Annotated in this window: 13 protein-coding genes and 1 pseudogene; 13 read left to right on the plus strand and 1 reads right to left on the minus strand. The window is 45.7% G+C overall.

Features of this window, described 5'->3' with window-relative positions:
* Nucleotides 1-4 precede the first annotated feature (4 nt).
* The 12 genes and pseudogenes from OIT45_RS07845 to OIT45_RS07900 all read left to right on the plus strand — a co-directional run bounded on the left by OIT45_RS07845 (nt 5) and on the right by OIT45_RS07900 (nt 14,433).
* Nucleotides 5-970, plus strand: coding sequence for a sugar kinase (locus OIT45_RS07845; RefSeq protein ID WP_199404360.1), 966 nt, complete (start codon nt 5-7; stop codon nt 968-970).
* Nucleotides 970-1,590 (plus strand): orotidine 5'-phosphate decarboxylase / HUMPS family protein, encoded by a 621-nt coding sequence (locus tag OIT45_RS07850; protein WP_003608978.1) that lies wholly within the window; start codon nt 970-972, stop codon nt 1,588-1,590. The genes OIT45_RS07845 and OIT45_RS07850 overlap by 1 nt, the downstream gene beginning before the upstream one ends.
* Nucleotides 1,590-2,132, plus strand: coding sequence for a 6-phospho-3-hexuloisomerase (hxlB, locus tag OIT45_RS07855; protein WP_199404361.1), 543 nt, complete (start codon nt 1,590-1,592; stop codon nt 2,130-2,132). Before OIT45_RS07850 ends, hxlB begins: the two co-directional genes overlap by 1 nt.
* Before the next feature lie 960 nt (nt 2,133-3,092).
* Nucleotides 3,093-5,021 (plus strand): PTS cellobiose/arbutin/salicin transporter subunit IIBC, encoded by a 1,929-nt coding sequence (gene ascF, locus OIT45_RS07860; protein WP_199404362.1) that lies wholly within the window; start codon nt 3,093-3,095, stop codon nt 5,019-5,021.
* Between the two features lie 34 nt (nt 5,022-5,055).
* Complete coding sequence (gene ascB / locus OIT45_RS07865; RefSeq protein WP_264339983.1) at nt 5,056-6,486, plus strand: 6-phospho-beta-glucosidase; 1,431 nt, start codon at nt 5,056-5,058, stop codon at nt 6,484-6,486.
* Nucleotides 6,487-6,602: 116 nt separating this feature from the next.
* A complete protein-coding gene (locus OIT45_RS07870) occupies nt 6,603-6,965 on the plus strand; it encodes a DUF1304 domain-containing protein (protein ID WP_199404364.1) in 363 nt (120 codons plus the stop codon).
* Nucleotides 6,966-8,082: 1,117 nt separating this feature from the next.
* Nucleotides 8,083-9,202: pseudogene (locus tag OIT45_RS07875) on the plus strand (aminotransferase class I/II-fold pyridoxal phosphate-dependent enzyme).
* A gap of 14 nt (nt 9,203-9,216) precedes the next feature.
* On the plus strand, nt 9,217-10,248 hold the full coding sequence (locus OIT45_RS07880; RefSeq protein ID WP_242458273.1) for a PTS sugar transporter subunit IIC: 1,032 nt from the start codon (nt 9,217-9,219) through the stop codon (nt 10,246-10,248).
* Between the two features lie 142 nt (nt 10,249-10,390).
* On the plus strand, nt 10,391-11,143 hold the full coding sequence (locus OIT45_RS07885) for an ABC transporter ATP-binding protein (RefSeq protein ID WP_056973159.1): 753 nt from the start codon (nt 10,391-10,393) through the stop codon (nt 11,141-11,143).
* A 14-nt stretch (nt 11,144-11,157) separates the two neighbouring features.
* Complete coding sequence (locus tag OIT45_RS07890; RefSeq protein ID WP_199404367.1) at nt 11,158-12,945, plus strand: FtsX-like permease family protein; 1,788 nt, start codon at nt 11,158-11,160, stop codon at nt 12,943-12,945.
* Between the two features lie 750 nt (nt 12,946-13,695).
* Nucleotides 13,696-14,157 carry a hypothetical protein gene (locus tag OIT45_RS07895; RefSeq protein WP_199404368.1) on the plus strand — a complete coding sequence of 154 codons (462 nt, stop codon included), beginning with the start codon at nt 13,696-13,698 and terminating at the stop codon, nt 14,155-14,157.
* A 78-nt stretch (nt 14,158-14,235) separates the two neighbouring features.
* Complete coding sequence (locus tag OIT45_RS07900) at nt 14,236-14,433, plus strand: HIRAN domain-containing protein (RefSeq protein ID WP_264330079.1); 198 nt, start codon at nt 14,236-14,238, stop codon at nt 14,431-14,433.
* 36 nt (nt 14,434-14,469) lie between these two features.
* On the opposite strand, the gene OIT45_RS07905 is transcribed toward OIT45_RS07900, so the two are convergent.
* Entirely contained in the window at nt 14,470-15,018 is a 549-nt protein-coding gene (locus tag OIT45_RS07905) for a nucleoside 2-deoxyribosyltransferase (protein WP_199404370.1), read from the minus strand.
* 153 nt (nt 15,019-15,171) lie between these two features.
* Between OIT45_RS07905 and OIT45_RS07910 the strand changes: the two genes are divergently transcribed.
* Complete coding sequence (locus tag OIT45_RS07910; protein WP_199404371.1) at nt 15,172-15,516, plus strand: hypothetical protein; 345 nt, start codon at nt 15,172-15,174, stop codon at nt 15,514-15,516.
* Nucleotides 15,517-15,546: the final 30 nt, after the last annotated feature.

The raw sequence follows: 15,546 nt of genomic DNA on the forward strand, positions 1-15,546 counted from the left end.
AATCATGAGTGAATTTCTAACGATTGGTGAGCCAGTGGTAACGTTCATGTCTAAGGACGCGGACGCCAGCTTGGTTGACACAATTAACTACTTTAAGTTGTTGGGTGGAGCAGAACTTAATGTTGCCATCGGTGTGCAACGTTTGGGCCACACGACGGAATACGTGAGCCGTTTGGGTGCCGATCCACTAGGTGGTTACGCCAAGAAGCAAATCTTGGAACACGGTGTTGGGACGACGTTCGTTACAGAAGACGCTGACAACTGGACCGGTTTCCAATTGAAGCAAATGGTGACGACTGGTGACCCACAAACGTTTAACTACCGAACGGGTTCAGCCGCTGCTCATTTGTCAGCTGATGTGTTGGATGACGTTAAGTTGGACGATGTGAAAATTGCCCACATGTCAGGTATCTTCCCAGCTTTGTCAGAAACATCAAACCAAGCTTTCCGTCATTTGATGGACCGTTTGGTAGCGGCTGACAAGTTGATTACGTTTGATCCTAATTTGCGTCCAGCCCTATGGAATGACGATGCCCGCATGATTCGTGAAATCAACGAGTTTGCTAAGTCAGCCGACATTATTTTGCCAGGTATGAATGAAGGTAAGATCTTAATGGGTAGTGAAGACCCTAAGGATATTGCGGACTTCTACTTGAACCAAAGCGACCGTACGAAGGTTGTCATCGTGAAGGTTGGGCCTGCTGGTGCATATGTTCAAACGCGTGATGCAGAAGGCTTCATGGTACCTGGTTTTAAGGTCAACAATGTTGTTGATACAGTGGGTGCTGGTGACGGGTTCGCACTCGGTGTTATTACGGCTTTGTTGGAAGACAAGTCATTGCGTTCAGCAGCGATGCGCGGTAACGCCGTTGGTGCATTGCAAGTGCAAACACCAGGTGACAATGATGGTTACCCAACGCCTGAGCAACTTAAGGCGTTTTATGAAGCAGAAGGAGTGAGTGAAGACTAATGAAGTTACAAGTCGCAATTGATCGTGTGTCATTGGCACACGCTATCACGTTGGCAAAGGACCTGGATGGCATTGCTGATGTGATTGAGTTGGGAACGTCTTTGGTAAAGGACTACGGTTTGATTGCTTTGTCAGATATCAAGGCAGAAATTAAGCAATCAGAATTGTTGATGGACTTGAAGGCCATCGACGAAGGTGTTTACGAGTTTAACAAGGGCTTTGAAGCCAATGCCGACATTTTGACGGTTATGGGTTCAGCTGACTTGTCTACAATCAGTGCTGTTTATGACGTCACTGAAAAGGCTGGCAAGACGATGTTAATCGATTTGTTGAACATGACGGACGAAGAAATCGCCCCATTGATGACGTTCGAACACGCTATCTTTGGCTTGCACCACTCACACGATAACGCATCAAACTTTGATGCTGCTGGTTCAGTTAAGCACTTCCACGAGCAATTCCCAGCTGCTAAGCGCATTGCGGTTGCCGGTGGGATTGACTTGGATCAAGTGAAGAAGTTGTCAGCTGACGGTATTGCAGAAATTGCAATCGTTGGGGGTAAGATTGCCGGTGCAGCTGATCCAGTTGCAGCCGGTCGTGAATTTAAGGAGGCTCTATAATGTCTTTGGTAAATGAAGTATTGTCAGAAATTCAAGAAGTGATGACGCAAGTTGACGAAAGCCAATTGGTTGCGGCTGAAAAGATTGTCACGAAGGACAAGCGTATCTTTGTTTTGGGTGCCGGCCGTTCAGGCTTGATGGCGAAGGGATTCGCAATGCGCTTGATGCACATCGGTTACACGGTGTTCGTCATCGGTGAAACGATTACGCCATCAATCGCTGAAGGGGATGTCTTGGTTGCCGTTTCTGGTTCAGGAACGACGGGTTCAGTTGTTGGCCCTGCCCAAAAGGCAGCCGACAACGGCGTTCACGTTATCGGTGTAACGTCTAACCCAACGTCACCATTGGCTACGTTGGGTGAAGCCGCAATCATCGTCCCTGGTGCAACCAAGGCTGGGGACGGTGTGAAGTCAATCCAATTGTTGAGCACGTTGTTTGATCAAAGTGTTCACGTAACGTTGGATATTTTGACGTTGATGATTAGCCGCCGCGACCACGTCTCAAACGATACGGCCAAGTCAACGCACTCTAACATGGAATAGTACACCATTAAATTAGACTTTCAAATCAAATCTCACTGAAATAATCATCTTAAACAGCAAGTCTCGTTTTTACGAGATTTGCTGTTTTTTTGTCGTGAATTGAAAAATTAAATCTAATGAAAGGGTTTACATTTGCTTTGAAACCGCTTACAATAATAAATGTGTTAAAGACACGGGGGAACGTAACATTTGGTAGACATTAATTTAAAAGCGAAGTAGGGATGGGGCCCTAGTTGGTATCACGCCGTCATATCTCACTCTTGCTGCTTGAAAACATCGTTCAATATCTAAAACTAGCTGAAAACTCTTCTCCTTCAGAAAACACTAGAACGATATAATTTCTCTTCAGAAACTTCGAGCAGCAAGAGGGTGATGCGACGACTCTTTATCAACATCAACGCTTTCACAATCAAAAATATTTTGTGGGTCGTCAACCATAACCTAAAGCCATATTGCGGATACGCAGTATGGCTTTTATTTATGTCGTTAATTAGTTTGTGGTTAGTGTCGACGCGTTGCGTCGAGGCATGAGGACTGGGGACTGGGGACTATCTCCGTCAAAGTTCAAACTGGGGCAACCGAATGGCGCGGACGCCATTCAGCGGGGCAAATAATTCCCCCTAATCCTTCTGATTCTGTGAGGGCTTGTCTGAATAGCGCCGGCCATGCGGCATGTTGCCCCAGTTTGAACGCTCCGATAGTCCCCAGTCCTCATGCCAGCAGTCGAGATGTTCTAGCCTGCCTAAGATGATTATCTACCAGACACTAACCACTACCAACCTTTTCATGACAGTTACATAACACAAACCTGCAAGTTCATTGAAAGCACAGAAATAAATCCTAGTCAATAGTAAGCGGTTTCATATTTTGGTCATATTTAGCCCTAAATTTGACTAAATGTAAACGCTAACATTAGTTAAGTAATAAAGATGTTTAAGGATATATTTGAGGTGAAAGCTAATGGCTCAAGATTTTAAGAAGCTTGCTAGCAGCGTGGTTGATGCTGTCGGCGGCGTAGGAAACGTTACTAATCTAACGCACTGCATGACGCGTTTGCGCTTTATTTTGAAAGATGAAGCAAAGGCTAGTGATGAAACTGTAAAGAACATCCCAGGTGTTATGGGATTGGTTAAGCAAGGTGGTCAATACCAAATCATTATTGGTAACAACGTGGCTGCTGCTTACAAGGAGATTTTGGCACTTGGTGTTGATGGTGGGGCTACGGTCGATGCCAGCGAACAACCAAAGCAAAAGTGGACGTTGAAGCGCGTCGGTATGACGATTTTGGATGCCATTATCGGAACAATGACGCCTTTGATTCCAGCCATCATCGGTGGATCAATGGTTAAGTTGTTGGCAATGTTGTTGCTAATGACGGGTGTTGTTGGTGAAACGAACTCAACGTACGTTTTGTTGAACACGATTGGTGATGCGGCATTCTTCTTCTTGCCAATCTTGGTTGCTGTTTCAGCATCAAAGAAGTTTGGTACGAACACGTACTTGGCTGTTGCCATCGCTGGTTTGATGGTGCACCCAGTGTTCATGGACTTGATGGCTAAGGCTGCTGAAGGGCAAGCCGTAACGTTGGCAATGTTGCCAATCACGTCAGTTAAGTACACGTACACGATTATTCCAGCCATCGTTATGTCATGGTTGCTACGTTACATCGAAGCTGGTGTTGATCGCATCACACCACTTGTAACGAAGAACTTCTTGAAGCCAATGTTGATCTTGTTGGTTGGTGCGGTCATCGCAATCTCAATCGTCGGACCTGCTGGTGTTTGGCTTGGTAACGGTATCTCAGCTGTTGTTTACGGTATCCACGGTAAGCTAGGTTGGTTGGCTGTTGCGATTGTTGGTGCTATCTGGCCTTTGTTGGTTATGACGGGAATGCACCGTGTGTTCACGCCAACGATTGTGACGACGATTGCTGAGACTGGTTCAGAAGCCATGGTTATGCCTTCTGAAATCGGTGCCAACATGTCACTTGGTGGTGTCTCATTGGCCGTTGCCTTTAAGACAAAGAACCGCGAATTGCGTCAAACTGCCTTGGCAGCTGCTTCATCAGCTTTGATTGCTGGTATCACTGAGCCAGCTTTGTACGGTGTGGCAATTCGTTTGAAGCGACCAATGATTGCTTCAGTTATTACTGGATTTATCGCAGGTGCCGTGGCTGGCTTGGCCGGCTTGGCATCACACTCAATGGCTGCACCTGGTTTGTTCACGTCAGTTCAATTTATTGATAAGGACAACCCAACAAGCATTTTGTGGATTGCAGCAGTTATGGCAATCTCAGTTGTTGTGTCATTCGCATTGACGTTGATTCTTGGCTTCGAAGATATCCCAGTTGAGGATGATGAAGCTGATATGGTTACGCCAGCTAGCGTTAAGTTGATGGCTCCTATGAAGGGTGCTGTTATGGGCTTGCATGATGTTGCTGATGAGGTCTTCTCAAAGGGCTTGCTAGGTAAGGGTATGGCAATCGAGCCAGTTGACGGTAAGGTTGTTTCACCAATTGCTGGAACGGTTACGACGGTCTTCCCAACGAAGCACGCTATCGGTTTGACTGATGATCACGGTATGGAAGTTTTGATTCACGTTGGTTTGGATACGGTTTCACTAAACGGTGAGCCATTTGAAGCATTGGTTGCAGCTGGTGACCGTGTTGAAGTTGGAACTGAATTGTTGCAAGCTGACTTGGACGCTATCAAGGCTGCCGGTATGCCTACGACGACGGTTGTTGTTATTACGAACACAGACGAATTTAAGGATGTTACACCAGTAGAACCTGGTAACGTTTCATTCAAGGATCATGTCATGGAAGTCTTCCACCACGAGAAGGAAGACGATGCACAAACTGCTGTTGCAGCTGACGCATCATTGGCATAAAGAGAGATTAAGAGAATTAAGGGGAACTGGTTAGATGACTAAGAATGTATTTCCAGAAAACTTTTTGTGGGGTGGCGCAATTGCAGCCAACCAAACTGAAGGTGCTTGGCACGAAGGTGGCCGTGGCACAAGTAACATTGACATGTTGCCAATCGGCGAAAAGCGTATGCCAGTAAAGTTGGGACAAGTTGCGCATCCTGAATTGGATGACACGCTTTACTACCCAAGTCACACCGGTATCGATTTTTACCACCGCTACAAGGAAGACATCGCCATGTTGGCCGAGATGGGATTGAAGGTCTTCCGTACTTCAATTTCATGGAGCCGTTTGTATCCAAATGGTGACGAAACGACACCTAACGCTGAAGGAATTGCATTCTACCGTTCATTGTTTGAAACTTGCCGTGAGCACGGAATGGAAGTCTTGGTAACGTTGGCGCACTTCGATGTGCCAATGGGCTTGGTGGAAGGCTACGGTTCATGGCGCAGCCGCGACATGATTACGTTCTTCACGCGTTATGCCAAGACATGTTTCGAAGAGTTCGGTGACTTGGTTAAGTACTGGATTACATTTAACGAAATCAACATCATCTTGCACAGCCCATTCTCTGGTGCTGGGTTGGCCTTCCAAGAGGGTGAAAACCAAAAGCAAGTGACGTACCAAGCTGCCCACCACGTGTTGGTTGCCAGCGCATTGACGGTTAAGATGATTCACGAAATGTTGCCTGAAGCACAAGTTGGTTGCATGATTGCCGGCGGAAGCTTCTACCCATACACAAGTAAGCCAGAAGATGTTTGGCAATCAATGCTTGATGATCACGACAACACGTTCTTCATCGACGTGCAAGCGCGTGGTTACTACCCTTCATACATGAAGAGCTTGTTGAAGTCTAAGGGCGTTGACGCAATCGAAATGGCTGAGGGTGACGAAGAAATCTTGAAGAACACGGTTGATTTCGTGTCATTCAGTTACTACGCATCACGTACATCAGCTCACAACTTGGATGAGTTGGTGGCAAACGAAGGAAACGTGGTTAAGTCAGCCAAGAACCCATACTTGCCAACAAGCAAGTGGGGTTGGGTAATCGACCCACTTGGTTTGCGTATCACGATGAACCAATTGTATGACCGCTACCAAAAGCCGTTGTTCTTGGTTGAAAACGGTTTGGGTGCTGAAGACATTGTTGAAGCTGACGGGTCAATCAATGACGATTACCGCATCGACTATTTCCGTGACCACATCAACGCAATGGCCGACGAAATCGCTGACGGTGTGCCACTAATGGGCTTCATTGCCTGGGGTGTTATCGACTTGGTTGCCGCTTCAACGGGTCAAATGACGAAGCGTTACGGTATGATTTACGTTGATAAGAACAACGATGGATCAGGAACGTTTAACCGTTCAAAGAAGAAGTCATTCGACTGGTACAAGCAAGTTATCGCATCTAACGGTGTAAATCTTTAATAAACTGAACGCAGTGTCTCACATATGGGGCACTGCGTTTTTCATTTGCGACACAACATGATAGACTATTGAACTAGTGAGATTATATGGAATAGATTTATTGGGAGATTTATACGATGGTAGGAACGATTTTGACGGTACTTGTCGCTCTTGAAGCCTTGTACATTATGGGATTGGAAATGTTTGGTAAGCCAGCAAAGCAAGCCGAGACATTTGAACTAGACGAAAACATCACGAAGATGCCTGAAGTACGCTCATTGTTGGGTAACCAAGGAATTTACAACGGGATGTTTGGTGTGTTGATTTTGTTGACGTTGGTAGTCATTCACGGATCAGCACAAGACATCATGTTGAAGTTGGAGATGATGTACATTGTGATTGTGGCCGCGTATGGTAGTTTGACGGCAGCACGCAAGATTATTTTTGTACAGGGATTGCCAGCATTGTTGGCCTTGATTGCCTTGGCATTGAACATCTAGAAAATTAAATCCTGGTTTCGAGACATATTATTAGCAAAATAAAAAGGGTGTCTATATACTATAGTTATTCCCCGTGGTAGTTACGCTAATGACTATCTTGTACAACCAGTTGTACAGCGCGCCGTAGATATACGGCGCGTTTTTTAATGCAGTTATTTTAGTTTTTGGTTTGTGTCGACGCGTTGCGTCGAGTCATGAGGGCTGGGGACTATCTCCGGCAAAGTTCAAACTGGGGCAACCGAATGGCGCAGACGCCATTCAGCGGGGCAAATAATTCCCCCTAATCCTTTTAGTCCTGTGTGGGCTTATCTGAATAGCGCTGGCCATGCGGCATGTTGCCCCATTTTGAACGCTCCGATAGTCCCCAGCCCTCATGCCAGCAACCGAGATGTTCTAGTCTATCTGAGATAATCATCCACCGCAAAATAAATGGGTGAACAGTTGACCCAGTGGTTTCAAGGTGGATGAGAATCAAACAATTAGAGTATTGCTTGGCTGCTGTGCTTGGCCCCGCCACGCGTATAGACACGTACTGACCTTGACCCGCAGGTGTGGCTCTTAGCGGGTTTGCCGCTTAGAGCCACGGGAGGTAAAGGAGCACGCGCCAACGGCGTGGACTCCGCTCCCTGCTGGTCATGGTCAGTGCGTGTTAGCGTGCCCTAGAAGGGGCCAAGCACTCGGCGCGATAGCGACGACACACACCACTAACATCGTTCTTCACACACCGTTCACATCTTAAATTAAATTCTTTATTGACTTAGATTAGAAATACATTAGAATAATAAACAATAACAAGTAAGGGGAAGCAAAAATGATGATTAGTGCAAAGACAACAATTGCAAACTCATATTACTTTTGGTTTTTTGGATAGCTATCCGAATCAAACCAAAAGCATTTTTGCATGGTTCTCGGATAGCGGTAAACTTCCCAGGACCAAATACACAACCTGAATTGTTAGGACAACAATCGGTTATGAGGTTACTGGGTGGTTTCGAAATGAAATCGCCCAGTTTTTTATTTTAAGGAGTTCGGTATGCCAAACATGAAAGCAACACTAGCTAATCGCTTGAATCAAGATTTGAAGAAGATTTAACCAAATGAAATTCGTGCATTTGATATGCAAGTTAGTCAAATTCCTGACATCATCAAGTTGACGTTGGGGGAGCCTGATTTTGATACACCTGAAGTTGTGAAGCAAGCAGCGATTGATAGTATCGCCAACAATGATTTCACACTACGCACCGGGTAATGGGACAGTGGCCGTACGCCAAGCAGCAGCGCATTTCTTGTCAGATCGATATGACTTGCAATACGATGCGATGACAGAAATTGCCGTGACGGTTGGGGCAACGGAAGCCATCTATGCTTCATTGACGGCCGTCTTGAACCCGGGTGATAAGGTTTTGATTCCAACACCAACGTTCCCATTGTATGACCCCATCACATTGATGAACGGTGGTGAGCCGGTCCACTTGGATACAAGTGCCACGGACTTCGTTTTGACACCAGAGATGTTGTCAGCTGCGATTGCCGAGCACGGTGATGCGATTAAGGCGATTATCCTAAACTACCCTGGTAATCCAACTGGGGTGGCCTACTCATCTAAGCAATTGCTTGAGTTGGCTGCCGTTTTGGCTGACACCGACATTATTGTGATTGCTGATGAAATTTATTCAGAGTTGGCTTATGACAGTGAGCACCGCTCAATCGCCACGTACTTGCCAGAACAAACGTTGGTCTTGAATGGGGTATCAAAGTCACACGCAATGACGGGTTACCGTATCGGCTTTATTGCTGGACCAGCTGAGTTAATGCGTACGGTAGGTATGGTGCACCAAATGACGGTGACGACACCATCTAACCCGGCAATGGCCGCTGCTACGGTGGCGTTGGGTACCGAGGCTGGCCGTCGCGCAACATTGGAAATGAAGTCAGTTTATCGCAAGCGTCGTGATTACGTGGTTGCCGAAATGCGTCGTGCCGGCTTTAATGTGGCGGTTCCAGATGGGGCCTTCTATGTCTACGCTGGTATTCCAACAACGCATAACACAAACGACCGTGAATTTGCGTTGGCTTTGGCTGAAAACGCAGCAGTAGCGGTGATTCCCGGTTCTATCTTTGGACCTGGTGGGGAAGGCTACATTCGTTTGAGCTATGCAACGAGCGACGCGCAGTTGCAAGAAGCGATGACGCGTATTCAGAATTACATGCAACAAGTGCAAGAAGTCAGTGAATAAGGATGGGGATGCTTATGAATAATGTGAAACAATACATGCTTGCCGTTTTGAACGGTAATGCGTTGGCAATTATGGTTGCCTTGGTACCAGCTGCGTTGGTGAACCAATTGTTGGGTGCCTTGCCACAAAATGGGGTAGTCACATCATTGGCGATGATGGTCACGTTGGCGCAAAGTGCATTGCCGTTAATTGCGGCGTTTGCCGTAGGAACGATGTTGAAGTTGGGGATGATGGAGACGGCATCAATGGCCTTGGCTACGTTGGCTGGATCAGGGGTCACGACGTTTAAGGACGGTGCCTTCACTTTGGCTGGATCAGGTGTTATCTTGAACGTGATGCTAACAACGGCGGTGGCTGGTTTGGTTGCGATGGGGGCAACCAAGGTCCTTGGCCAATTGCGAGTTGTGTTTGAGCCGTTGATTGTCTTGGTTGTTGCTGGTGGGATTGGATTGATGACGTTGCCAGGCATGGTTGCTGTCCAAGCAGCCGTTGGTCAAGTTGTTGCCTCAGCGACAGCCGCTGCGCCATTGGTGATGGGTATCTTGCTCGGGGTCATCTTTGCCTTGTTGATTGTGTCACCAATGTCTTCAGTTGGTATCGCAACGGCCATCGGCTTGGTTGGTATCGGTTCAGGCGCTGCCAACGCTGGTATCGTAGCAGCTGGTTTGACGTTGGCGGTCATGGGTGCCTCAGTTAACTCATGGGGTGCGACAATCGCGCACTTCATGGGATCACCTAAGATTCAAATGGCCAACTTGTTGTCACGACCAAAGCTTTTCTTGCCAGTCGTGATTGCTGCAGCCATCTCAGGTGGGGTAGCTTCATTGATGATGGTCGAAGGAACGGCATTCTCAGCCGGATTTGGTATGGCTGGTTTTATCGGACCTTTGACAGCGATGACAGAGTCAACTGGTAGTGCCTTGGCAGTTCGCGTGTTAGTTGCCTTTGTTGTAGTACCACTAGCAGCTGCCTTCTTGATGAAGTTGATCTTTATCCAAAAGACGCAATTGATTAAGGCAGAAGAATTGAAGTTGCCAGAAGTCTAAAAACCAAGGAGACGTCGAGTGATCGACGTCTTTTTTACTGGAGAAATTTATCGAAATTGACATATTGTTTTGACATCTTATATTGTACGTTGTATAGTATTGTTTGTAACATGAATGAAACATGAGATTGGGAGCTAATAACATGACAGAACCGGTATTAATTGCAAACAAGTTGAACAAGACTTATACCAGTGCGGCTGGTGTCGATCAGCACGTCCTTAAGGATTTGTCACTTACGGTGCCACAGGGGGAATTCGTGGCTATTATGGGACCTTCAGGATCAGGAAAGTCAACGTTGCTAAACGTGCTTTCTACTTTGATGAAGCCAACCACTGGTGAAGTCATGATTAACAACAAAGATATTTTGCACATGACAGATGATGAAATCGCAAACTTCCGTGGGCGCGATATGGGATTCATTTTCCAAAGCTATAACTTGATTGAAAGTTTGACGGTCAGCGAAAACATTGCGTTACCACTAACTTTGCAAAAGACGAAGCCTGCCCAAATCAAGGCAGCGGTCCAAAAGGTGGCCGATTTGCTTCACATCAGCGAGTACTTGAATAAGTACCCAGCTGAGTTGTCAGGTGGACAACAACAACGTGTTGGGGCGGCCCGTGCCTTGGTTCACGAGCCAGCCTTGATTTTTGGAGACGAGCCAACTGGCGCACTTGATTCTGAAAATGCCCGCGAAATGATGAACTACCTAACAAAGATTAATGACGAACGTGATATTTCAATCGTGATGGTAACGCACGATCCGTTCTCAGCATCATTCGCATCACGCATTCTATTCTTGACTGATGGACAAATCACCAAGACGTTGACGCGCGATGATCGTTCACGCGAAGACTTCTACAACTACGTGTTGTCTGAACTAGGTAACTTTGAATAAGGGGGCGGACAACCATGTTTTCTATTGCAATGAAGTCACTCCGCTCAAAGTGGCGTGACTATCTCGTACTATTTGTCGGCCTAATGGTGTCAGCAGCCATCTTCTACATGTTTAGTGCGATTGCGTTGAACAAGGAATTTTTGCTAGCTAACTCAACAACCGGCATTATCGTCCTTGTGTTTACGATTGGTGAATTTTTACTCGGACTGATTACGTTTGTCTATTTGAATTTTGCGAATGGCTTCTTGCTTCGTCTGCGTCAGGCTGAATACGGGTTGATGTCAATGCTTGGGGCAAAGCGTAAGCAAATTGGCATGATGTTGATGCAAGAAACACTGGCATTAGGAATTATTTCAACGGTAATTGGAATTGTGGCTGGAATCGGTTTGACATCATTCAGCGGTCAATTCTTGATGGATTTGTTGGGCTTGCAACTTGCTCACTGGACAGGCTTCTCATTCCATGCCATCTTGGTGACGTTAGCATTCTTTGTGGCTTTGTTCTTCTTGAACGGCCTTTACAACAGTGCCCGTTTGAGTCGCCAAGATACGTTGACGTTGTTGACGGCTGACAAGCAGGTTAAGCAACCAAAGCGTCGCAAGATTTTGGATCCGCTATTTGGTTTAATTGGTTTGGCCTTGTTGATTGGCGGTTATGCCATGATGCCAAATGTGTTGAGCTTGGGTATCACAGGCTTTATCTTGATTTTGATTATCAATGTCTTGGGAACGTTCTTCTTTGTGAGTCGTTCATTGAAGATGTTGACGTACGCCTTGCGTGGCTCACGCTTTAACAGTCGCGGGTTGCGCTCATTCTTGAATGGGCAATTGATGTTCCGCTTGCCTGATTACCAACGCTTGTTGACTGTGTTGTCAGTTATCTTCGGTTTGGCACTTGGGGCAATGTCAGTTGGTCAAGGCTTCTATCGTGCATTGCCAGAGCAAGCACAATCTAGCCAGCCTTACACAGCAGCTTATACAACGAACGCTGATGTGAAGAATTTGAAGAACGTCAAGTGGCAAGCAACTTATCACTACGTTAAGGGCGCTGACAAAGTTGTTTATTTTGATGGGGATGAGATTAATGCGCACCACATCCCAACGATGATTTATGACAATGTACCGAACAGCACACCAAAGGTTAAGTGGATGTCTGGGGATGCGATGATTCAAAACCCTGACACAACGACGGATACCTTGATTGGCTTGGCAAACCAAATCAACGGTGTGCAATTCGATTCAAAGGCTGTGGTCCTTGCGAATGCGGCTGAGTTAGCAGAGAAGGGAACGGTTAAGTCGGCTGAACTGGTTAAGGTCGCTGACTTGCACGAGAATGAAACGGTGTTGGTCAAGAACGCTGAACGTGAAGCGAAGGCGTTGGGTTCAACGGTACAAAAGTTGTCAGGATCATACGGTTTCTACGCATTGGCAAAGAGTTACTTTGGCGGCTTTGAGTTTATGGGAATTTTCTTGGGAATTGGTTTCTTAGCAATGTTGGCATCAACTTTGATGTTCAAGGTGTTGTCTGGTGTTGCTGATGATAAGCGTCGTTACCGTATTCTAACGATGATTGGAACGAGCGAACGTCAAGTGACAATGACGGTTGCGAAGGACTTGGGAACCTTGTTCTTTATTCCATTAATCATTGGACTGCTCGACGTTGTATTTGGATTGAATATGTTCAAGGCAATTTTGAGTGATCCATACGTTGGCTTCGTGCCATCATTAATTGGCATTTTGGCCTTGTACTTAGCGTATTATTTCTTGACGGTTGTGATTTATCGTCGCTTGATTAAGGCCTAGTTCTAAAAATGTTCATGTTATTTTGACGGTGGATAAGGTATAATATAAGTATTCAAAATGCTGTGGAGTAAATGACAATAAAAACATTTTATTGAGACATCTACGACACCTAAAAGGCGGCTACCTAAACGCGCAAGGTAGCCGCCTTTTTCTGTGCAAAAAAGTAAAAAATCACCAGAACTTGTCTGGTGATTTAAGTGATCTTGAATTTAAAAAATAGTGAATGTCATTCGCAATGCGGGATTATGTCACGCCTAGGTTTTATCTGTATGATGAGAAATGTTTAACCGTGTATAAAAGTTAGATTTCGGTTGGTACAATAATTTTAACTTAATTGGGGCACGGTCGGCGACTTTGATCGAGAGGTGGTGATGCGTATGGCGACGTACAATTTATCCAGTGAGAAAGGAGGCGCCGAAGTTTGACTGTTTCTGAGTGGTTACAAGTTTTCGCAATAGCATGGACTATTGCGTTATGGTTCTACGACCAAAACCACAACGACAGAAAATAGCGTAAACTAAAACCCGTGTTAGTTTCTTGCCGGAAATCCACGGGTGACTAGTTTACTCATTATGCCGGCCTCCTGGTTAGGATGTGCCTTGTACGGTTATTATAACGTGCGGGCTTTTTTTTAGCAATTAAAGTGCAAATAAAAACCCATGCGTTTTTTTCATGACGCAAGTAAAGCACTACAGCAAAGGGGCGTTCCATGGTATGATTGCGAAAACAGTAGTGTTCGGGGGTGTTTAGATGAGACTTGAGACAGAAATTGATGCGACGATTCAGGGTATTGATATTACGTTCAGTGAGTATGGGGATGAAACGACAATTAGTTTGTTCAGAACGGTGCTTGGTGAGGGGCTACTACGCTTTGTCGGGCCGTATAGTGAGCGTACGGTTGTTTTGACCGAAGAACAGTATCTAGATTTTATTAACTACGTGTATTTGCCGGCTAATGTTGCTGAGTGGCAATCAGTGCCGTGGGCATTCGACGCCGATGTTTGGTGGCGCGTGATGATTCACGATGGTGACAAGAGTCAAAATATGCGTGGCGGTGAAAAACAGGAAGGGTATGCCCACTTTAAAAAGTGGTTGGAACTGTGGTTGGCAGGATTTGGCATTGAGCTAGGGGATGTTGTCTACAAGCCAATTGATGTTATCTATGAAGACACAGTTCATTTGCGTACGCTACCGGTTGTTGGCTATGCATAACTAAACTACAAAGAGCGGACAATTTACGATGGCCTCGTTGTAGATGGCATTGTTGATGATGCAGCGCCCCAAGTTGATTTGGTTCGTGAGCCAACGAATGTGTACGATGAAAATGCCATTTTGGTTTTGTATAAAGGTACAAAGCTAGGGTACTTGCCTAAGAATAACAACAAAATTTTGGCACGCTTGATGGACGGTGGCGTTAAATTACAAGCAGAAGTGAAGCCAAATATTGATGACGAAAAAGTTTGGGTCTCAATTGCGTTGGCAAAGTAAAAACCAGAGGATTGCGGTCCTCTGGTTTTCGTGTTCTTACAAGATTGATCCAACCCACTTCTTCATTGAGATGTTAGTGAAGTCGAACTTTTCCAAAGCTTCAAAGCCTTCAGTTTCCAAATCAACGTTTGAAACGGCACCGTATGACAACATCAAGTTAACTGGGTGTTCGTTGCGATCGCCAACTGTTACCAAGATAGCAGGCTTGTTTGACGCCGTCATGTAGCCGATTTCGAAGGCCGTACCTGAATCAGGGTCGGCAGCGTCGATGAAGGCAACAATCAAGTCAGCGTTGTTCATTGCCGTGATGTCAGCCTTGTACGTCATCGTTCCCCATTCGAAGTCCGGCTCGAAATCACCATCCGCTTCGATAACTTGACCACCGTATTGGTTCAACAATGGCACGTAGATATCGTTAATCGTAGGGTTAGCCTTCAATGCTTGGTATCCTTGCATCAAGATGTTTTGTTGTTCTTCATTGAACCAACCAGCACCCAAGTAAATGTTGCGCGTGCGTTGGCCAACCTTTTCACTAGCTTCAGCAATTTGAGCAAGCTCAGCAATCAATTGGTGTTCAGTAAGCATTAGAAATTCCCCGTGTTTCTTCGTTTGTAACCAGGATACCAAATTTCCGTGACGATTTTATGAAAATGTAGAATGATGCATTATGTCATGTTTGAAAGTTAAGTCTAACCGTGTTATATTAAGTTTAACTTAATCACCAAGAGGTAGATGCATATGGCAGATAAGCAGACTGAATATCGTATTTGGCACGGACGATTGTCATCTATGTTAGAAGGGGAAATTGAAGATATTAGATATGACGCGTTTAATGAATTTGATGCCAAAGTTGCAAGCGGATTGATTCTAGTGTTGGCGTTTAAGACGATGCAACGTGATTTTGTGTTGCCGATTATTCGTGATCACGGACTGGATATGAGTGATTTTTATGATGCGGAGGCTAGTGTGCTGGGGGCTGCGTCATTGTCGGATATCCGTTTCTGGGCGGGATTAGCTAAGAAAATCGGGGTGAGTGCTGCCAATGGTAACTGGCGCGCGCGTGACAATCGTATGTACGTGTAAATAAAAAAATACACCCCAAGATTGAGGTGT

It is taken from the genome of Weissella sp. LMG 11983, assembly GCF_025908495.1.
Taxonomy (GTDB): Bacteria; Bacillota; Bacilli; order Lactobacillales; family Lactobacillaceae; genus Weissella; species Weissella fermenti.